Origin of the sequence: Paraburkholderia sp. Ac-20347 (assembly GCF_017104805.1) — a bacterium.
Lineage (GTDB): Bacteria > Pseudomonadota > Gammaproteobacteria > Burkholderiales > Burkholderiaceae > Paraburkholderia > Paraburkholderia tropica.
This window is the reverse complement of record NZ_JAAGPN010000168.1, coordinates 1-17,638: the sequence shown is the minus strand read 5'-3', so window position 1 is coordinate 17,638 and position 17,638 is coordinate 1. Positions and strand designations below refer to the sequence as shown.

Sequence of the window (17,638 nt, the reverse complement as noted above, 5' to 3'; positions counted from 1 at the left end):
CCGTTTTCGGCGACGCAGGACACGCCTGCCGACCCTGCTGACGAGCGACCGGCCGCGCCGCCGTCCACGAATGACACGGACGCAACGCCAATGACCGCGCCAGCCGCCGCGCCCGAGCCGCTCGAAGGGCCGCCCGTGCCGCTGCCCGCGCCGTCGCGTCTCGCCGATACCGCGTCCGTGAACGACGGTCTGCCGCCCGACCGTCCCATCTCGCTCAACTTCCAGCGCGCCGAACTTACCGCCGTGCTGCACGCCTTCGCGCAATTCACGCGGCTGAACATCGTCGCGAGCGAGCGCGTGCGCGGCCAGATCACGCTGCGCCTCGACCACGTGCCGTGGCGCGCCGCCTTCGATTTGCTGCTGGAGTCGAACGGCCTCGCGATGGAACGGCACGGCGGCGTGCTCTGGGTCGCGCCCGCCGCGGATCTCGCCGCGCGCGAGCGGCTGCGCTTCGAGGCGCATGCGCGCGCCGCCGAACTCGAACCGCTCGCGGGCCGTGCGTTCGAGCTGCACTACGCGCGCGCCGAGGATCTGCGGCGGCTGCTGGGCGGTTCCGGCACGCCGCGGGCGCTGTCCAAACGCGGCGCGGCAGTCGCGGACGCGCGCACGAACCTGCTGTTCGTCACCGATCTGGCGGGGCGGCTCGATCAGATCGCCGACCTGATCCGGCGGCTGGACGCGCCCGCGCGGCAGGTTCTGATCGAGGCGCGTATCGTCGAGGGCGATGAGGGCCTGTCGCGCGCACTGGGCGTGCGGCTCGGCGTGACGCCGAACGCGGTCGAGGGCACGGCGCGCGGCGTGCGCGGCAGCGCCGCCGACGGCACGCTCTATGATCTGGGGGCGGGAGCGATCAACGGTTTCGCGGCCGCGCAACTCGGCCTCACGCTGCTCGCCGCCCGCGCGACCCGGCTGCTCGACATCGAACTGAGCGCGCTGGAAGCGCAGGGGCGCGGTCGCGTGGTGTCGAGTCCGCGCGTGGTGACGGCGGATCGCACCAAGGCCGTGGTCGAGCAAGGCACCGAGCTGCCGTATCAGGCCAAGGTCGGGCAAGGTGTATCGGGCGTGCAGTTTCGGCGCGCAAGCCTGAAACTGGAGGTCGAGCCGCAGATCACGCCGGACGGCCGCGTGATTCTCGACCTCGACGTCGCGAAGGACAGCGTGGGCGAGCAGACCGCCGCGGGGCCCGCGATCAACACGAAACACGTGCAGACGCGCGTCGAAATCGAGGACGGCGGCACGGTCTCGATCGGAGGAATCGATGCGACCGACGACCGCGATGATGTGACGGGCGTGCCGCTCCTGGGCAAAATACCGCTTTTGGGCGCGCTTTTTTCGCATCGCGCGCATTGGGACAAACGCAGCGAACTGGTGGTGTTCATCACGCCGCGCGTGGTCACCGGCGATTAACGGGTGATTGCGCGATGATTGCACGGAGCCGTGCGCCGGTTTGCGGCGGCTCCACGCGGATCGCGTCGCGTGCGCAGATCGCGCACGAACCGGCCCCAAATCGGCGGAAATTCGCACGAAAAAGCGGGTTTATCCGCTTCGGGGCCGGATCGCGCGGGCCGCAGGCTCGACAACGCCGCCGCTTTGCCAGTAAGCTGCGGCACCAACCTTTCGTAGGAAACGCTGCAAGTGCGGGACGCTAACGCCAATGTATTTTTCGTAGGGCTCATGGGCGCCGGGAAGACGACCGTGGGCCGGGCGGTCGCGCGCCGGCTTGAGCGTCCGTTTTTCGATTCCGATCACGAGGTCGAGGCGCGCACCGGCGCGCGCATCCCCGTGATCTTCGAAATGGAAGGTGAGGCGGGCTTTCGCGACCGCGAAGCGCAGATGATCGACGAGCTGAGCGCGCGCGAGGGCATCGTGCTCGCGACCGGCGGCGGCGCCGTGCTGCGCCCGGAAAACCGCGCGGCGCTCAAGGAGCGCGGTTTCGTCGTGTATCTGCGCGCCCATCCGCACGATCTGTGGCTGCGCACGCGGCGCGACAAGAATCGCCCGCTGCTGCAGACCGAAGACCCGAAAGGGCGGCTCGAAGCGCTCTACGAGCAACGCGATCCGCTCTACCGCGAGGTCGCCGATTTCGTGATCGAGACCGGCCGGCCTTCGGTCAACGGGCTCGTCAACATGGTGCTGATGCAGCTCGACATGGCCGGCGTGCTGCGCGCGCCGGCGCGCGAGTAGTTGCAGTAGCGCGTCACGCAAGTCGCCCGCGTTCCCCATCAGCGCCTCATCACTGAACTATTGCCTGGCATGATTACCGTCAACGTCGAACTGGGCGACCGCGCCTACCCCATCCACATCGGCTCCGACCTCATCGGCCAGACGGCGCTGTTCGCGCCGCACATCGCCGGCAAGTCGGTGACGATCGTCACCAATACCGTCGTCGATCCGCTTTACGGCGAGACGCTGCGCGCCGCGCTCGCGCCGCTCGGCAAGGACGTCAACACGGTCGTGCTGCCCGACGGCGAGGCGCACAAGAACTGGGAAACGCTCAATCAGATCTTCGACGCGCTGCTCACGTCGCGCGCCGACCGAAAGACCACGCTGATCGCGCTGGGCGGCGGCGTGACGGGCGACATGACCGGCTTCGCGGCGGCCTGCTACATGCGCGGCGTGCCGTTCATCCAGGTGCCCACGACGCTGCTTTCGCAGGTCGATTCGTCGGTGGGCGGCAAGACCGGCATCAATCATCCGCTCGGCAAGAACATGATCGGCGCGTTCTACCAGCCGCAGGCCGTGATCGCCGACATCGGCGCGCTGCGCACGCTGCCGCCGCGCGAGCTGGCGGCGGGCGTGGCCGAAGTCATCAAGACGGGCGCGATCGCCGACGCCGAATTCTTCGAGTGGATCGAAGCGAATGTCGAAGCGCTCAACCGCTGCGAGCCCGAGGCGCTCGCGCACGCGGTCAGACGCTCGTGCGAGATCAAGGCGTCGGTGGTCGCCGCCGACGAACGCGAAGGCGGTCTGCGCGCGATCCTCAATTTCGGCCACACCTTCGGTCACGCGATTGAAGCGGGCCTCGGTTACGGTGAGTGGCTGCACGGCGAGGCCGTGGGCTGCGGCATGGTGATGGCCGCCGATCTGTCGGTGCGCGTCGGCATGCTCGACGAAGCTTCGCGCGAGCGGCTCGTGCGCGTGGTGGAAGCCGCGCATCTGCCGGTCGTCGCGCCGGCGCTCGGCGCTGAGCGTTACGTCGATCTGATGCAGGTCGACAAGAAGGCCGAAGGCGGCGCGATCAAGTTCATTCTGCTCAAGCGCTTCGGCGAAACGCACATCGGCCGCGCACCCGACGAAGCGGTGCAGGCCACGCTGGCCGCCACCGTCACGCGCTGAGCGCGTCGCCGCGCGCGGCTCGCGCCGCCGTGGCGGCTTATCCTGCGACGCGGCGGGCGACTCGATAGACGTGTCGGCCGGCGCACGCGTCGCGATCCTTGCGGAGGAACCGTTGAGCGACACCCGCAGCAATCCTGGCGCGTCCTTCGCCGACGCGCTGACCGCCTCGCCCGACGCGGGGCTTGCCCCTTACGCGGCGCACGCCTCGCAGTCGCGCGGCCGCCGTCACGCCGAAGCGCCGCCCGCCGCGCGCAGCGAATTCCAGCGCGACCGCGACCGCATCGTCCATTCCACGGCGTTTCGCCGGCTCGAATACAAGACTCAGGTCTTCGTGAATCACGAAGGCGATCTGTTCCGCACGCGGCTCACGCACAGCCTCGAGGTCGCGCAGATCGCGCGTTCGGTCGCGCGGCAACTGCGCGTGAACGAGGATCTCGTCGAGGCGATTTCGCTCGCGCACGATCTCGGTCATACGCCGTTCGGCCATGCGGGTCAGGACGCGCTCAACGAGTGCATGGGCGAGCACGGCGGCTTCGAGCACAACCTGCAAAGTCTCGCAGTCGTCGACGAGCTGGAGGAGCACTACGGCGCGTTCGACGGCCTCAATCTCTGTTTCGAGACGCGCGAGGGTATTCTCAAGCATTGCTCGCGTGAGAACGCGCGGCGTCTGGGCGAACTGGGCGAGCGCTTTCTGCTCGGTCGACAGCCGTCCATCGAGGCGCAGATCGCGAATATCGCCGACGAAATCGCCTACAACAATCACGACGTCGACGACGGGCTGCGTTCCGGTCTTCTGACCATCGAACAGCTCGCCGAAGTCGAACTCTGGCAGACCCACTACGACGCCGCGCGCGCCGAGTATCCGCAGATCGACGGGCGGCGGCTGATTCACGAGACCGTGCGGCGCATCATCAATACGCTGATCGTCGATTTGATCGGGCAGACGAGCCGCAATCTCGCCGAGCACGCGCCGCGCTCGCTCGACGAAGTGCGCGCCGCGCCGCCGATCGTCGCGCACAGCGAACGCGTCGCGACGCAGGCGGCCGCGCTCAAGCGTTTTCTGTATCGCAACCTGTATCGCCACTATCGCGTGATGCGCATGGCGAACAAGGCGCGGCGCGTCGTGAAGGGACTTTTCGACGCGTTCACCGACGATCCGCGCCTGCTGCCGCCTGCGTACCAGATGCACGACGAGACCACGCAGCCGCGTCAGATCGCGCATTACATCGCGGGCATGACCGATCGCTACGCGCTGAAGGAATACCGCCGTCTGTTTGTCGTCGCCGACGACGTCTGACGAACGCCCACGACCCGCGCAAACCGCACCGAGCACACGCATGCAACCGATGAAGACCTGGCCTTATCCGCGCGTGGCCGCGCATCGCGGCGGCGGCACGCTCGCGCCGGAGAACACGCTCGCCGGGCTGTGCGTCGGCGCGGCCTTCGGGCATACGATGGCGGAGTTCGACGTCAAGCTTTCCGCCGACGACGTCACGTTCCTGCTGCACGACGACACGCTCGATCGCACGTCGAATGGGCAGGGCGCGGCGGCGCAACTGCGCTATCGGCAGATCGCGGCGTTCGATGCGGGCAGCTGGCTCGATGCGCGTTTCGAGGACGAGCACATGCCCACGCTTGCGGAAGTCGCGCAGTGCTGCCGCGAGGAAGGGCTCGCGGCGAATGTGGAGATCAAGCCGTGTCCGGGGCGCGACGCGCAGACGGGTCGCCTCGTCGGCGCCGAAACCGCGCGTCTGTGGGCGAAGCCGATGGCGGCGGGCGCGTTGCCGCCGCTGCTGTCGTCGTTTTCCGTCGAGGCGCTGGCGGCCGCGCGCGAGACCGCGCCGGATCTGCCGCGCGGTCTGCTGGTCGAGCGCGTGCCCGACGACTGGCGCGAGCAGACGTCGGCGCTCGGCTGCGTCTCGCTGCACGCGAGCTATCGTCATCTCGACGAAGCGCTCGTGGCCCGCATCAAGGAAGCGGGCCTGTTCATCCTCGCCTATACGGTGAACGATCTCGACACCGCGCAGCGCCTCGTGCGCTGGGGCGTCGATACCGTTTGCACGGACCGCATCGATCTGATCGGCCCGCACGCGCTCGACTGACGCCCGATCCTCCGGGCGCCTGGCGAGCATCGTCAGGGCGTGTTCACTGCGCGCTTATTGACAGCCGTTGCGCAGTCGTTCGCGGCGCGCCGTGCAGGTCATGCACGCGGCGCCGCGCTCTCAGGTTCGCGCGGCCCGGCCGCTTAGCGGCAGCGCGCGAGAATCGCGCCCGCGACCAGCGCCACGCCGCCCACGATCGCAATCGCTTGCCACGGGTTGGCGTGTACGTAGTCGTCGGCGTTATCCATCGCCTGGCCGGCGCGTTCGCGCGTGGCGGCGCGCGCCACTTCGAGTCGCTCGCGCGCTGCGTCGAGGCGTTTGCGAACGTCCGCGCGCAACGCAGCGGCGTCGGCCTGGGTGCCGTCGCCTAGCGTGGTTTCCAGTTCGGCGAGCAGGTCACGCAGCTCGTCTGCGATATCGGACGCCGCGCTGCGGCCGCGTCGCGCGATGCGGCGCGCGTGGCGGCCCGTGCGCGTCCAGGATTCTCCGAGGGCGTCACGCGTGTTCGGAAATGCGCTCATGAATGGCTCCGTCTTGGAAAACAGGTAAAAGGCTCGCGCCGCGTGCACGAAAAAGGGCTGCGCGGTCGAGGGCTGGAGTCGAAGTATTGCGCAAATCCGGTGCCCGGCGCGCGAGGATGTCCGGTCGAATCGACGCACAGGCCCGTCCGGCGGGGCTCCGCGGCAAGCTGTTGCGACAGGCTGAAGATAAATGATTACGGGGACAGCACGCTTTTTCCGAGAGGCATAGAATCAAGAAAAGCCCATCGAATTGTCAGGAACATCTGGTGCTGGCGTAGGAGGGGAGATGCGTGGGAGGCGAGACAAGGCTGAAGCATGCCGCTCTCCGTCGGACGCCGTGTGGGCGGGACGGAGAGCTGCCGCATACGTTGCGAACGTCGCTGCTGCTGTTGCCGATGCTGCCGATGCTGCTGATATTGCCTGCCGCGCCGGGCGGCGCTCAGAACATGTAGCCGACCTTCAGGTACGTCACGAGCGGGTTCAGGTGGATCTTCGATTCCGCCTTGCGCGTGGTGCCGAGTTCGGTGGTGCTGGTGTACGTCGCCGTCACGCTGACAGGGATGTACGACAGCGAGAAGCCGGCGAACCAGTGCTTCGTGAAGCTGTAGTTGAAGCCGGCGTTAAATACGGGCGCCCAGGAACGATTCGTCGAAACGCTGGTCGGACCCCCAAGAACGCTTTGTTCGAATGCGGAGTTGGTGATCTTCGCGTCGGAGAACCAGACGTAGGTCGCGCCGACGCCCAGGTACGGACGGAATTTGGCGTCCGGCTTGTTGAAGTAGTACTTGAGGAGCAGTGCCGGGCTCCACTGGCGTGCGGAACCGACCTTGCCGAACTGGTTCAGGCTGCCGCCGCCCGAAATGTCGAACTTCGGCGGAATGCCGAGCTCGGCTTCGGTCGCGAGGCTGTCGGTGATGAAGTAACCGAGCGAGAAGCCCAGCGTGTCCGCGGAGCCGACGCTAGCGCCGGTGCCCGGGAAAGCCTGGTTGACCGTCGTGCCGCCCACGCTGTCGACCTTGAGCGGATCGCTCGAGTCTTGCGGCATGAGACGGAACCACCCCGTTGTTACGTAGAACGTGTTGGCCGATTGCGCGTATGCCCCCGACACCCCGGCGACCGCGAAAATCGCTGCCAGCGCCTGTTTTAATTTCATATGTGCTCCTCCATTAAAGGCCCGCACATTATGTACACAACGTTTGCAACAAACCATATGCAGTCGTTAGAAGTTTCTCCCTAAGCGCCGCGCGCTTTCCGCCCGAGCCGCATGCCCGCGAGAGCGAGCGCCGGCGCGGCCTGGCGGGCATGCGGGTATTCACCAACGTACCAGGAAAATCGAGCATGGCACGGCTTGCACGTCTTTATGTTCCTGATCAGCCGCAGCATGTGATTCTGCGCGGACTGGATCAGCAGCCCGCTTTCGTCGACGACCAGGACTACGAACTGTTCATCGACTGCCTGAAGGCAGCGGCGCGCGATCACCACCTGGCGGTGCATGCGTGGGTCTTGATGCCCGGCGCGGTGCAGCTGCTCGTCACCCCCTCCGACGAATCGAGCCTTCCCAAGGCGATGCAGGCGGTCGGCCGGCGTTACGTCGCGCACTTCAACCGGCGTTACGCGCGGCGCGGCACGTTGTGGGAAGGGCGCTACCGCGCGACCGTCATCGAGGGCGAGCGCTTCTTTCTGCTCGCGAGCCGCGTGGTCGAACTTGCGCCGGTGCGCAATCACCTCGTCGCGGCGCCGGAGGACTACCGCTGGTCGAGCTACCGGCATCACATCGGGCTCACCGTCGACAGTCTGATCACCGACCATCCGCTGTACTGGGCGCTCGGCAACACGCCGTTCGAGCGGCAGCGCGCGTATCGCGAACTCTGCGAGCAGCCGCTCGACGAGCGCGAAACCAATCAGTTGATGCAGGCGACGCTCAAGGGCTGGGTGCTCGGCGGCGACACCTATCGCGAATGGGCGGGGCGCACGGCCAACCGGCGCGTTTCGCCGCTGCCGCGCGGTCGGCCGCGCAAGGTGCGCGAAGCGCCGGGCGCGACCTCTGCGGGTGCTGCGACAAGCGCATCGAGCGCGCTCGGCGCCGCTGGGACGGTTGCGCCTGCCGCGGCCACTTCGGCGCCTTCCACAAGTGGCCACGCAGGCAGTCCGGCTTCGGCTGCGGGCGAACATCAATCGGTCCCTAATTCAGGTTCGACGGGCTCCGCGCACGCCGGCAGCCACGGCGGCACGCACGGAAGCAGTGGTTCCGGCGCAACGCCAGGTACAAATCCGGGTAGTTCTGCCGGCCATTCCGGCACCTCGACGGCGTCGGGCAGCGGTAGCGTCTCCAGTCCGTCGTCGGCGCACGAGGAGCGCAAGCCGGGCACCGGCACGCACTGAGCGCACCCTCGATCCATTACGGATCAACGACTTATCTCTGAAAACGGCGTCCGCGAACGCCGTTTTCTTTTGCTCGATTTTGATATGGAACCAATAAAATTACGGTGCAATGCACCAACTTGATAATTGGGGTCTAAGCACACGGTTTTATTTGCATGCCCTTGATTCGTCGCGTATATTCGCCTTTCGGCTCTCCTGGACGCACAACGCGGGAAGCCAGCATCGCCCGCGCAACGCCGTACAGCGGTCACGCAAGCGGCGGGAAAACAAAGTACGGAATCAACGGCCATTCCCCTGGCCCCTCTAGGACGGTGTCCCCATGAACGATCACCAGCAGCGCGCCGCGGTGCCCGCCGCGCAAGGTCTCTATGACCCGCAAAACGAGCACGACGCATGCGGCGTCGGCTTCGTCGCCCATATCAAGGGCAAGAAAAGTCACGAAATCATTCAGCAAGGGCTGAAGATTCTCGAAAACCTCGACCATCGGGGCGCCGTCGGCGCCGATCCGCTGATGGGCGACGGCGCGGGCATCCTGATCCAGATTCCGGACGCGTTCTACCGCGAGGAAATGGCCAAGCAAGGCGTGACGTTGCCGCCGGCTGGCGAATATGGCGTCGGCATGATCTTCCTGCCGAAGGAACACGCTTCGCGTCTCGCCTGCGAACAGGAACTCGAGCGCACGGTGCGCGCCGAAGGCCAGGTGGTGCTCGGCTGGCGCGACGTGCCGGTCGATCACGCCATGCCGATCTCGCCCACGGTCAAGGCCAGCGAGCCGCTGATCCGCCAGATCTTCATCGGCCGCGGCAAGGACGTGATGGTTACGGACGCGCTCGAGCGCAAGCTGTACATCATCCGCAAGACCGCGAGCCACCGCATTCAGGCGCTCAAGCTCAAGCACGGCAAGGAATACTTCGTGCCGTCGTGCTCGGCGCGCACGGTCGTCTACAAGGGCCTGCTGCTGGCCGGTCAGGTCGGCGTGTACTACCGCGACCTGCAGGACGAGCGCGTGGTGTCGGCACTGGCGCTCGTGCACCAGCGCTTCTCGACGAACACGTTCCCGGCGTGGGAACTGGCTCACCCGTACCGCATGATTGCCCACAACGGTGAAATCAACACCGTGAAGGGCAACGTGAACTGGCTGAACGCCCGTACCGGCGCGATCGCCTCGCACGTCCTCGGCGACGACCTGCCGAAGCTCTGGCCGCTGATCTATCCGGGCCAGTCGGACACGGCATCGTTCGACAACTGTCTCGAACTGCTGGTGATGGCCGGTTACCCGCTCGTCCACGCGATGATGATGATGATCCCGGAAGCCTGGGAACAGCACACGCTGATGGACGAGAACCGCAAGGCGTTCTACGAATACCACGCAGCGATGATGGAGCCGTGGGACGGCCCCGCCGCGATCGCCTTCACCGACGGCCGCCAGATCGGCGCGACGCTCGACCGTAACGGTCTGCGTCCGGCGCGCTACATCGTCACCGACGACGACCTGGTCATCATGGCCTCGGAAGCCGGCACGCTGCCGATTCCCGAGTCGAAGATCGTCAAGAAGTGGCGTCTGCAGCCGGGCAAGATGTTCCTGATCGACATGGAGCACGGCCGCATCATCGACGACAAGGAACTGAAGGACAACCTCGCCAACGCCAAGCCGTACAAGAGCTGGATCGACGCCGTGCGCATCAAGCTCGACGAGATCGAGCCGAAGGCGGAAGACGTCGCGACCGCGCGCGCCGAAGCCGCCGCGCTGCTCGACCGTCAGCAGGCGTTCGGCTACACGCAGGAAGACCTGAAGTTCCTGATGGCGCCGATGGCGATGTCGGGTGAAGAGGCTGTCGGTTCGATGGGCAACGACTCGCCGCTGGCGGTCATGTCCAACAAGAACAAGACGCTCTACAACTACTTCAAGCAGCTGTTCGCGCAGGTCACCAACCCGCCGATCGACCCGATCCGCGAAAACATGGTGATGTCGCTCGTGTCGTTCATCGGCCCGAAGCCGAACCTGCTCGACACCAACAACATCAACCCGCCGATGCGTCTCGAAGTGTCGCAGCCGGTGCTCGACTTCAAGGACATCGCGAAGATCCGCGCGATCGAGCAGTACACGGGCGGCAAGTTCAGCAGCTACGAGCTGAACATCTGCTATCCGGTGTCGTGGGGCAAGGAAGGCATCGAGGCGCGTCTCGCATCGCTGTGCGCGGAAGCCGTGGATGCCGTCAAGTCGGGCTACAACATCCTGATCGTGTCGGACCGCCGCGCGGACCGCGACAACGTCGCTATTCCCGCGCTGCTCGCCACCTCGGCGATCCACTCGCACCTCGTGCAGCACGGTCTGCGCACGAGCACGGGTCTCGTCGTGGAAACGGGTTCGGCGCGTGAAACGCACCACTTCGCGCTGCTCGCGGGCTTCGGCGCGGAAGCCGTTCACCCGTACCTCGCGATGGAAACGCTCGCGCAGATGGCGCAGGGCCTGAAGGGCGACCTGTCGGCGGACAAGGCGGTCTACAACTTCACCAAGGCAGTGGGCAAGGGCCTGCTCAAGGTGATGTCGAAGATGGGCATCTCCACGTACATGTCGTACACGGGCGCGCAGATCTTCGAAGCAGTCGGCCTCGCCGACGAACTGATCGCCAAGTACTTCAAGGGCACGGCCTCGAAGGTCGGCGGCATCGGCCTGTTCGACGTCGCGGAAGAAGCGATCCGCATGCACCGCGACGCGTTCGGCGACAACCCGATCCTCGCGAACATGCTCGACGCGGGCGGCGAGTACGCGTACCGCGTGCGCGGCGAAGACCACATGTGGACGCCGGACGCGATCGCCAAGCTCCAGCATTCGGCGCGCAGCAACTCGTATCAGACGTACAAGGAATACGCGCACCTGATCAACGATCAGACGAAGCGCCACATGACCTTCCGCGGTCTGTTCGAATTCCGCCTCGACCCGGCGCGCGCGATCTCGATCGACGACGTCGAACCGGCGAAGGAAATCGTCAAGCGTTTTGCCACGGGCGCGATGTCGCTCGGCTCGATCTCGACGGAAGCGCACGCCACGCTGGCGGTCGCGATGAACCGCATCGGCGGCAAGTCGAACACGGGTGAAGGCGGCGAAGACGAGAAGCGTTATCGCAACGAACTGCGCGGCATCCCCATCAAGAATGGCGACACGATGCAGTCGATCATCGGGCCGGAAGTCGTCAAGGACATCCCGCTGAAGGATGGCGACTCGCTGCGTTCGAAGATCAAGCAGGTGGCGTCGGGCCGTTTCGGCGTGTCGGCGGAATACCTGTCGTCGGCGGACCAGATCCAGATCAAGATGGCGCAGGGCGCGAAGCCGGGCGAAGGCGGTCAGCTGCCGGGCCACAAGGTGTCGGAATACATCGGCAAGCTGCGTTACTCGGTGCCGGGCGTGGGCCTCATCTCGCCGCCGCCGCACCATGACATCTACTCGATCGAAGATCTGGCGCAGCTGATTCACGATCTGAAGAACGTGAACCCGGTGTCGTCGATCTCGGTGAAGCTGGTGTCGGAAGTGGGCGTGGGCACGGTGGCGGCTGGCGTGGCGAAGGCCAAGGCCGACCACGTCGTGATCGCGGGCCACGACGGCGGCACGGGCGCTTCGCCGCTGTCGTCGCTCAAGCATGCCGGCACGCCGTGGGAACTCGGTCTCGCGGAAACGCAGCAGACCCTGGTGCTGAACCAGCTGCGCGGCCGTATCCGCGTGCAGGCCGACGGTCAGATGAAGACGGGCCGCGACGTGGTGATCGGCGCGCTGCTCGGCGCGGACGAATTCGGCTTCGCGACGGCGCCGCTCGTCGTGCAGGGCTGCATCATGATGCGCAAGTGCCATCTGAACACCTGCCCGGTCGGCGTCGCGACGCAAGATCCGGTGCTGCGCGCGAAGTTCTCGGGCCAGCCCGAGCACGTCGTCAACTTCTTCTTCTTCATCGCTGAAGAAGTGCGCGAAATCATGGCGCAACTCGGCATCCGCAAGTTCGACGATCTGGTCGGCCGCGCGGATCTGCTCGACACGCGCCGTGGCGTGGAACACTGGAAGGCGAAGGGTCTCGACTTCTCGCGCGTGTTCTATCAGCCGCAAGTGGGCGACGAAGTGGCACGCAAGCACGTCGACACGCAGGACCACGGTCTGGACCGCGCGCTCGATCACACGCTGATCGAGAAGGCGAAGGCCGCGATCGAGAAGGGCGAGCACGTCTCGTTCATCCAGCCGGTGCGCAACGTCAACCGTACGGTCGGCGCGATGCTCTCGGGCGTGGTGGCGAAGCAGTACGGCCACGACGGCCTGCCGGAAGACTCGATCCACATCCAGCTCAAGGGCACGGCGGGTCAGAGCTTCGGCGCGTTCCTCGCACGCGGCATCACGCTGGATCTCGTCGGCGACGGCAACGACTACGTGGGCAAGGGCCTCTCGGGCGGCCGCATCATCATCCGTCCGACCAACGACTTCCGCGGCAAGTCCGAAGAAAACATCATCTGCGGCAACACGGTGATGTACGGCGCGCTCGAAGGCGAGGCCTTCCTGCGTGGCGTGGCGGGCGAGCGTTTCGCGGTGCGTAACTCGGGCGCGACGGCGATCGTCGAAGGCACGGGCGACCACGGCTGCGAATACATGACGGGCGGCACGGTGGTCGTGCTCGGCGAAACGGGCCGTAACTTCGCGGCGGGTATGTCGGGCGGTATCGCCTACGTGTTCGATCCGGAAGGCACGTTCGCCGGCAAGTGCAACAAGGCGATGGTCACGCTCGAACCGGTGCTGCAACAGGCCGAGCAGGAACGCACGGTCGACCGCGCACTGTGGCACGCCGGCCAGACCGACGAAGCGCTGCTCAAGGGACTCGTCGAGCGTCACTTCCAGTTCACCGGCTCGCCGCGTGCAAAGGCGCTGCTGGAAAACTGGGACGCGGCACGCCGCCAGTTCGTGAAGGTGTTCCCGACGGAATACAAGCGCGCACTGGGCGAAATCGGCGCGAAGAAGGCGAACCAGGAAGAACTGGCCGCTTAATCCCGCGAAGACGACTCCAAGACGATGATGCGCCCGCCGCGCACCTGATGCGGCGGCGGCCGCGGTCCCCCTCACTAAATAGATTAGATAGACGAGAACCACATGGGTAAGGCAACCGGTTTTCTCGAGTTCGAGCGCCAGCATGAGGCGTACGAAGCACCGCTCACGCGTGTGAAGCACTACAAGGAATTCGTCGCGGCGCTCACGGACGCCGACGCGAAGGTCCAGGGCGCTCGCTGCATGGACTGCGGCATCCCGTTCTGCAACAACGGCTGCCCGGTCAACAACATCATTCCGGACTTCAACGACCTCGTGTTCCGCCAGGACTGGAAGAGCGCGATCGAAGTCCTGCATTCGACCAACAACTTCCCCGAGTTCACGGGCCGCATCTGCCCGGCGCCCTGCGAAGCGGCGTGTACGCTCGGCATCAACAACGACCCGGTCGGCATCAAGTCGATCGAGCACGCGATCATCGACAAGGCCTGGGCCGAAGGCTGGGTTGCGCCGCAAGTCGCGAAGCACAAGACGGGCAAGAAGGTCGCTGTCGTCGGTTCGGGCCCCGCGGGTCTGGCTACGGCGCAGCAACTGGCGCGCGCCGGTCACGACGTGACCGTGTTCGAAAAGAACGACCGCGTCGGCGGCCTGCTGCGTTACGGCATCCCCGACTTCAAGCTGGAAAAGTGGCTGATCGACCGCCGCATGCGCCAGATGGAAGCCGAAGGCGTGACGTTCCGCACCAGCGTGTTTATCGGCAAGGGCGAGCTGCCGGCTTACATCGGCAACACGGCGAAGGAAACCATTTCGCCGGACGAGCTGAAGGACCAGTTCGACGCCGTCGTGATCGCAGGCGGTTCGGAAACGCCGCGCGACCTGCCGGTGCCGGGCCGCGAACTCGAAGGCGTGTACTACGCGATGGAGTTCCTGCCGCAGCAGAACAAGGTCAACGCGGGCGACAAGCTGGCGGATCAACTGGTGGCGAAGGGCAAGCACGTCGTCGTGATCGGCGGCGGCGATACGGGCTCGGACTGCGTGGGCACGTCGAACCGTCATGGCGCGAAGAGCGTCACGCAGTTCGAACTGCTGCCGCAGCCGCCGGAAGTCGAGAACAAGCCGCTCGTGTGGCCGTACTGGCCGGTCAAGCTGCGCACCTCGTCGTCGCACGAGGAAGGCTGCTCGCGTGACTGGGCTGTCGCGACCAAGCGCCTCGAAGGCAAGAACGGCAAGGTCGAGAAGCTGATCGCCGCGCGCGTCGAGTGGAAGGACGGCAAGATGGTCGAAGTGCCGGGCTCGGAATTCGAAATGAAGGCCGACCTCGTGCTGCTCGCGATGGGCTTCACGCAACCGGTTTCGCCGGTGCTCGAAGCGTTCGGCGTGGACAAGGATGCGCGCGGCAACGTGCGTGCCTCGACCGAAGGCGACAAGGCGTACTACACGTCGGTCGACAAGGTGTTCACGGCGGGCGACATGCGCCGTGGCCAGTCGCTGGTGGTGTGGGCGATCCGTGAAGGCCGTCAATGCGCGCGCTCCGTCGACGCGTTCCTGATGGGTAGCACGGAGCTGCCGCGTTAAGAGGCGGATCTGGGACCCAAGTAAGCGCTGAAGCGCTAACTTGGGTCGACACGTGAGGGCCGTCAATGCGCGCGCTCCGTCGACGCGTTCTTGATGGGTATCACGGAGCTGCCGCGTTAAACCTCATTAAGTCGTGCAAAATCCAGCGCGTCCGTCGCCAGGACAGGACGCGCGGGAGACGGCAGGAGACAGATGCCAGGAAGCCGGGCACCCTTCGGGGTGACCCGGCTTTTTTACGTCTGGCGGCGTCCGGCGCGCGCGTGTTTGCGGGTTGTCACGGGCGCACCGCGTCGCGCGGGCGCGCTACCATGTGGCGATTGTCGATTGTCCGACCGTTCGAGGACTGCCGATCATGTCCGAAGCCCGGGAAGCCCACGCCGCAGCCAGCAAGGACGCCGATCAATGGCGACGCTGCTTCGTCGCGCTCGCGCCCGATGCACCCTCGCGCGACGCGCTCGCCGCACTCGACGTGCCGCCCGGCGCGCGCCGCGTGCCCTACGCGCAGTTGCACATGACGGTGGCGTTCATCGGCGCGATGACGTTCGCGCAGGGCGAGGCGCTCGCGCAGCGGCTCGCCGGTCACGCGACGCCCGTGCCGCCCGCGAGCGTCACGAAAATCGAATGCTGGCCGGGCGGCGCGCAACCGCGTCTGATGGTGGCCGTCGTCGCGATGTCCGATGCGTTCACGGCGCTCGACTGGGGCGTGCGTTCGTCGATGGGGGAGGTGGGTTTGTCGCTCGATGCGCGCGCGTTTCGTCCGCATGTGACGCTCGCGCGCTTCACCCGCGATGCGCACGGCGCGCCGCCGCCGCCGCCAGGTGTGGCGGCCTTGCCGCCGCTGCGCTTCACGTCGCTCGTGCTCTATTCGAGCACGTTGGCGAAGCAGGGCGCGAAGTACGAGGCGCTGGCGAGCGTGGCGCTCTGAGGAAGCGAATCACCGCGGGGAGCAGGCTCTCCTCGATGTAGATCAACCCCCTGAAAATACGGGACACAATCAACGGATTACGATGCGCATTTGTCGATACGGGGGGGGCTGGCATCGACTCGCCAGGGCGAACGCTCTCCTCAACCCAAAGAGCAAGGATGCGTAATGACTCGACCGTCTTTTTCCGTGGCCTGGGCAGCCGCCAAGCGTATCTATGATCCCGCCAACTCCGCTGGCAGAGTGTCGCAGGTGATCGGCGGCAATGTCGAAAAGAACATCGGCAACCCCGCCGCAGCACAACGATGGAGCAATACGTGCGCGGTCCGGATGAGCTACATCCTGAATCAATCCGGGCTTGCGATTCCGGCAGTCATCGGGAAAACCGTCTCCGGTGCGGACAAGCGTCAATACTTCTTCCGAGTAAAGGATCTCATTGATTTCCTCCGGCAGCGCTGGGGGCAACCAGAAGTCGTCAACTATCCACCGTCCGGAGGTGGAGCACTCTCGGGAAAGAAGGGCGTCATTCTTTTCGAGGTTTCCGGGTGGTCGGACGCAGCGGGGCACGCGACGTTGTACGACGGAAGCGGCTGCTATGATCAATGCTACTTCAACGAACCAGAAGCCCGCTATCGCACCGACCGCGCGAACTTCTGGAGCCTGCCGTGAACAAGACTTTGATTGGCGCGCTAGCCGTAATCGCACTTGCCGCCGGGGCGTCGATCTGTCATGCACAGGGCGGTAGCCCGACGTCGCCACAAGCCGCCTCGCGAACGTACACGCTGAATTTCAAGGATATGGTGTTGGCCGCATGTGTCGCGAAGGCTTACGGCAACGACAAGGATGCAGCCATCGACGCCGGCAGCAGCGTCAGCGCTTTGCGTGACTGGACGTATTACGACATGGATAAGGGCCCGGACATGATCGAGGCGCTCATCAGTCGCTATCTGGCGCTGGACTATCACAACCCGCTAACCGACGCGGAAGTCAAGGATGTCAAATTTGACTTCCTGAAATGCCTCGATCTGTACCACAGCGAAGAGCTGGATTCGGCCGTCAGGCAACTGGTGACCAATCCCGATCGCACTTACCGCCGGGACAACCCGCCTTCGTCCAGGCTCAACGCGCCTTGATGCGTCAAGCGCAGTTCGATCAGCGCCGATACCGCGCCAGCGTCAGCCCGTCGAGATCGATGTCCGGCCGGTGCTGCGTCACGAGATCGGCGACCACGCGGCCCGATCCCATCGACATCGCCCAGCCCGTCGAGCCGTGGCCGACGTTCATCCACAAGCCGTCGACGCCTGACGCGCCCAGCAGCGGCGCGCCGTCCGGCACCATCGGCCGCCTGCCGACCCAGAATTGCGCCGACGACGGCGTGGCCGCGTGCGGGAACCAGTCGTCGAGCACTTTCATGAGCGTTTGCAGCGCCTGCTCGCGCAGCGTCGCGCGATGGTTGCCGAGCTCCGCCGTGCCCGCGACGCGCAGATACGGCCCGAAACGCGTGATCGCGGTCTTGAGCGACTCGTCCATGAGCGCGGCGCGCGGCGCCTTGTGCTCGTCCACGACCGGCAGCGTGGCCGAGTAACCCTTCACCGGATAGAGCGGCACGCGCACGCCCAGCGGCGCGACGAGCGCCGCGCTTTCCACGCCGAGCGCGACCACCACGGCATCGGCGGCCAGCGTGTGCGGCGAGGTGTCGGCGGCAGGTTCGGCGAGATCGGCGGGGCGCAGCACTTAGGCCGGCGCGCGGCGCCTGTCGCGGCGGGTGCGCCCCTCGCGGCCCGCC

General features: G+C 66.0%; 12 protein-coding genes and 2 pseudogenes. 11 read left to right on the top strand and 3 right to left on the bottom strand.

Annotated elements, in window-relative coordinates; all coding sequences use genetic code 11:
• The 5 genes from pilQ to ugpQ all read left to right on the top strand — a co-directional run.
• A partial coding sequence (gene pilQ / locus G3N97_RS26085) for a type IV pilus secretin PilQ (protein ID WP_205995952.1) occupies window positions 1–1,407 on the top strand: 1,407 nt, incomplete at its 5' end.
• Window positions 1,408–1,629: 222 nt separating this feature from the next.
• Window positions 1,630–2,184 carry a shikimate kinase gene (locus tag G3N97_RS26080; protein WP_065062741.1) on the top strand — a complete coding sequence of 185 codons (555 nt, stop codon included), beginning with the start codon at window positions 1,630–1,632 and terminating at the stop codon, window positions 2,182–2,184.
• Between the two features lie 60 nt (window positions 2,185–2,244).
• Window positions 2,245–3,336 carry a 3-dehydroquinate synthase gene (aroB, locus tag G3N97_RS26075; RefSeq protein ID WP_205995951.1) on the top strand — a complete coding sequence of 364 codons (1,092 nt, stop codon included), beginning with the start codon at window positions 2,245–2,247 and terminating at the stop codon, window positions 3,334–3,336.
• Between the two features lie 112 nt (window positions 3,337–3,448).
• On the top strand, window positions 3,449–4,633 hold the full coding sequence (locus G3N97_RS26070) for a deoxyguanosinetriphosphate triphosphohydrolase (RefSeq protein ID WP_205995950.1): 1,185 nt from the start codon (window positions 3,449–3,451) through the stop codon (window positions 4,631–4,633).
• 49 nt (window positions 4,634–4,682) lie between these two features.
• Window positions 4,683–5,438 carry a glycerophosphodiester phosphodiesterase gene (gene ugpQ, locus G3N97_RS26065; protein WP_205995953.1) on the top strand — a complete coding sequence of 252 codons (756 nt, stop codon included), beginning with the start codon at window positions 4,683–4,685 and terminating at the stop codon, window positions 5,436–5,438.
• A gap of 143 nt (window positions 5,439–5,581) precedes the next feature.
• Here ugpQ and G3N97_RS26060 read toward each other — a convergent pair whose 3' ends face one another.
• Together G3N97_RS26060 and G3N97_RS26055 are read right to left on the bottom strand one after the other, a co-directional pair.
• Window positions 5,582–5,959, bottom strand: a complete 378-nt coding sequence (locus tag G3N97_RS26060) for a DUF883 family protein (protein ID WP_065062735.1) — start codon at window positions 5,957–5,959, stop codon at window positions 5,582–5,584.
• A gap of 439 nt (window positions 5,960–6,398) precedes the next feature.
• Window positions 6,399–7,112 carry an OmpW family outer membrane protein gene (locus tag G3N97_RS26055; protein WP_205995949.1) on the bottom strand — a complete coding sequence of 238 codons (714 nt, stop codon included), beginning with the start codon at window positions 7,110–7,112 and terminating at the stop codon, window positions 6,399–6,401.
• A gap of 185 nt (window positions 7,113–7,297) precedes the next feature.
• On the opposite strand from G3N97_RS26055, the pseudogene G3N97_RS26050 reads away from it, so the two are divergent.
• The 6 genes and pseudogenes from G3N97_RS26050 to G3N97_RS26025 form a co-directional block, all read left to right on the top strand.
• A pseudogene (locus tag G3N97_RS26050) lies at window positions 7,298–7,987 on the top strand (transposase); the annotation flags it as partial.
• A gap of 673 nt (window positions 7,988–8,660) precedes the next feature.
• Window positions 8,661–13,361, top strand: coding sequence for a glutamate synthase-related protein (locus tag G3N97_RS26045; protein ID WP_065062732.1), 4,701 nt, complete (start codon window positions 8,661–8,663; stop codon window positions 13,359–13,361).
• Between the two features lie 102 nt (window positions 13,362–13,463).
• Window positions 13,464–14,930, top strand: a complete 1,467-nt coding sequence (locus G3N97_RS26040) for a glutamate synthase subunit beta (RefSeq protein ID WP_205995948.1) — start codon at window positions 13,464–13,466, stop codon at window positions 14,928–14,930.
• Between the two features lie 352 nt (window positions 14,931–15,282).
• Window positions 15,283–15,855 (top strand): RNA 2',3'-cyclic phosphodiesterase, encoded by a 573-nt coding sequence (gene thpR / locus G3N97_RS26035; RefSeq protein ID WP_205995947.1) that lies wholly within the window; start codon window positions 15,283–15,285, stop codon window positions 15,853–15,855.
• 165 nt (window positions 15,856–16,020) lie between these two features.
• Window positions 16,021–16,521, top strand: a complete 501-nt coding sequence (locus G3N97_RS26030; RefSeq protein ID WP_205995946.1) for a type VI secretion system amidase effector protein Tae4 — start codon at window positions 16,021–16,023, stop codon at window positions 16,519–16,521.
• Window positions 16,518–16,985: a type VI secretion system amidase immunity protein Tai4 gene (locus G3N97_RS26025; RefSeq protein ID WP_346778118.1), complete on the top strand. Its 468-nt coding sequence runs from the start codon at window positions 16,518–16,520 to the stop codon at window positions 16,983–16,985. The genes G3N97_RS26030 and G3N97_RS26025 overlap by 4 nt, the downstream gene beginning before the upstream one ends.
• A gap of 19 nt (window positions 16,986–17,004) precedes the next feature.
• On the opposite strand, the pseudogene G3N97_RS26020 reads toward G3N97_RS26025, so the two are convergent.
• Window positions 17,005–17,535: pseudogene (locus G3N97_RS26020) on the bottom strand (FAD-dependent oxidoreductase); the annotation flags it as partial.
• Window positions 17,536–17,638: the final 103 nt, after the last annotated feature.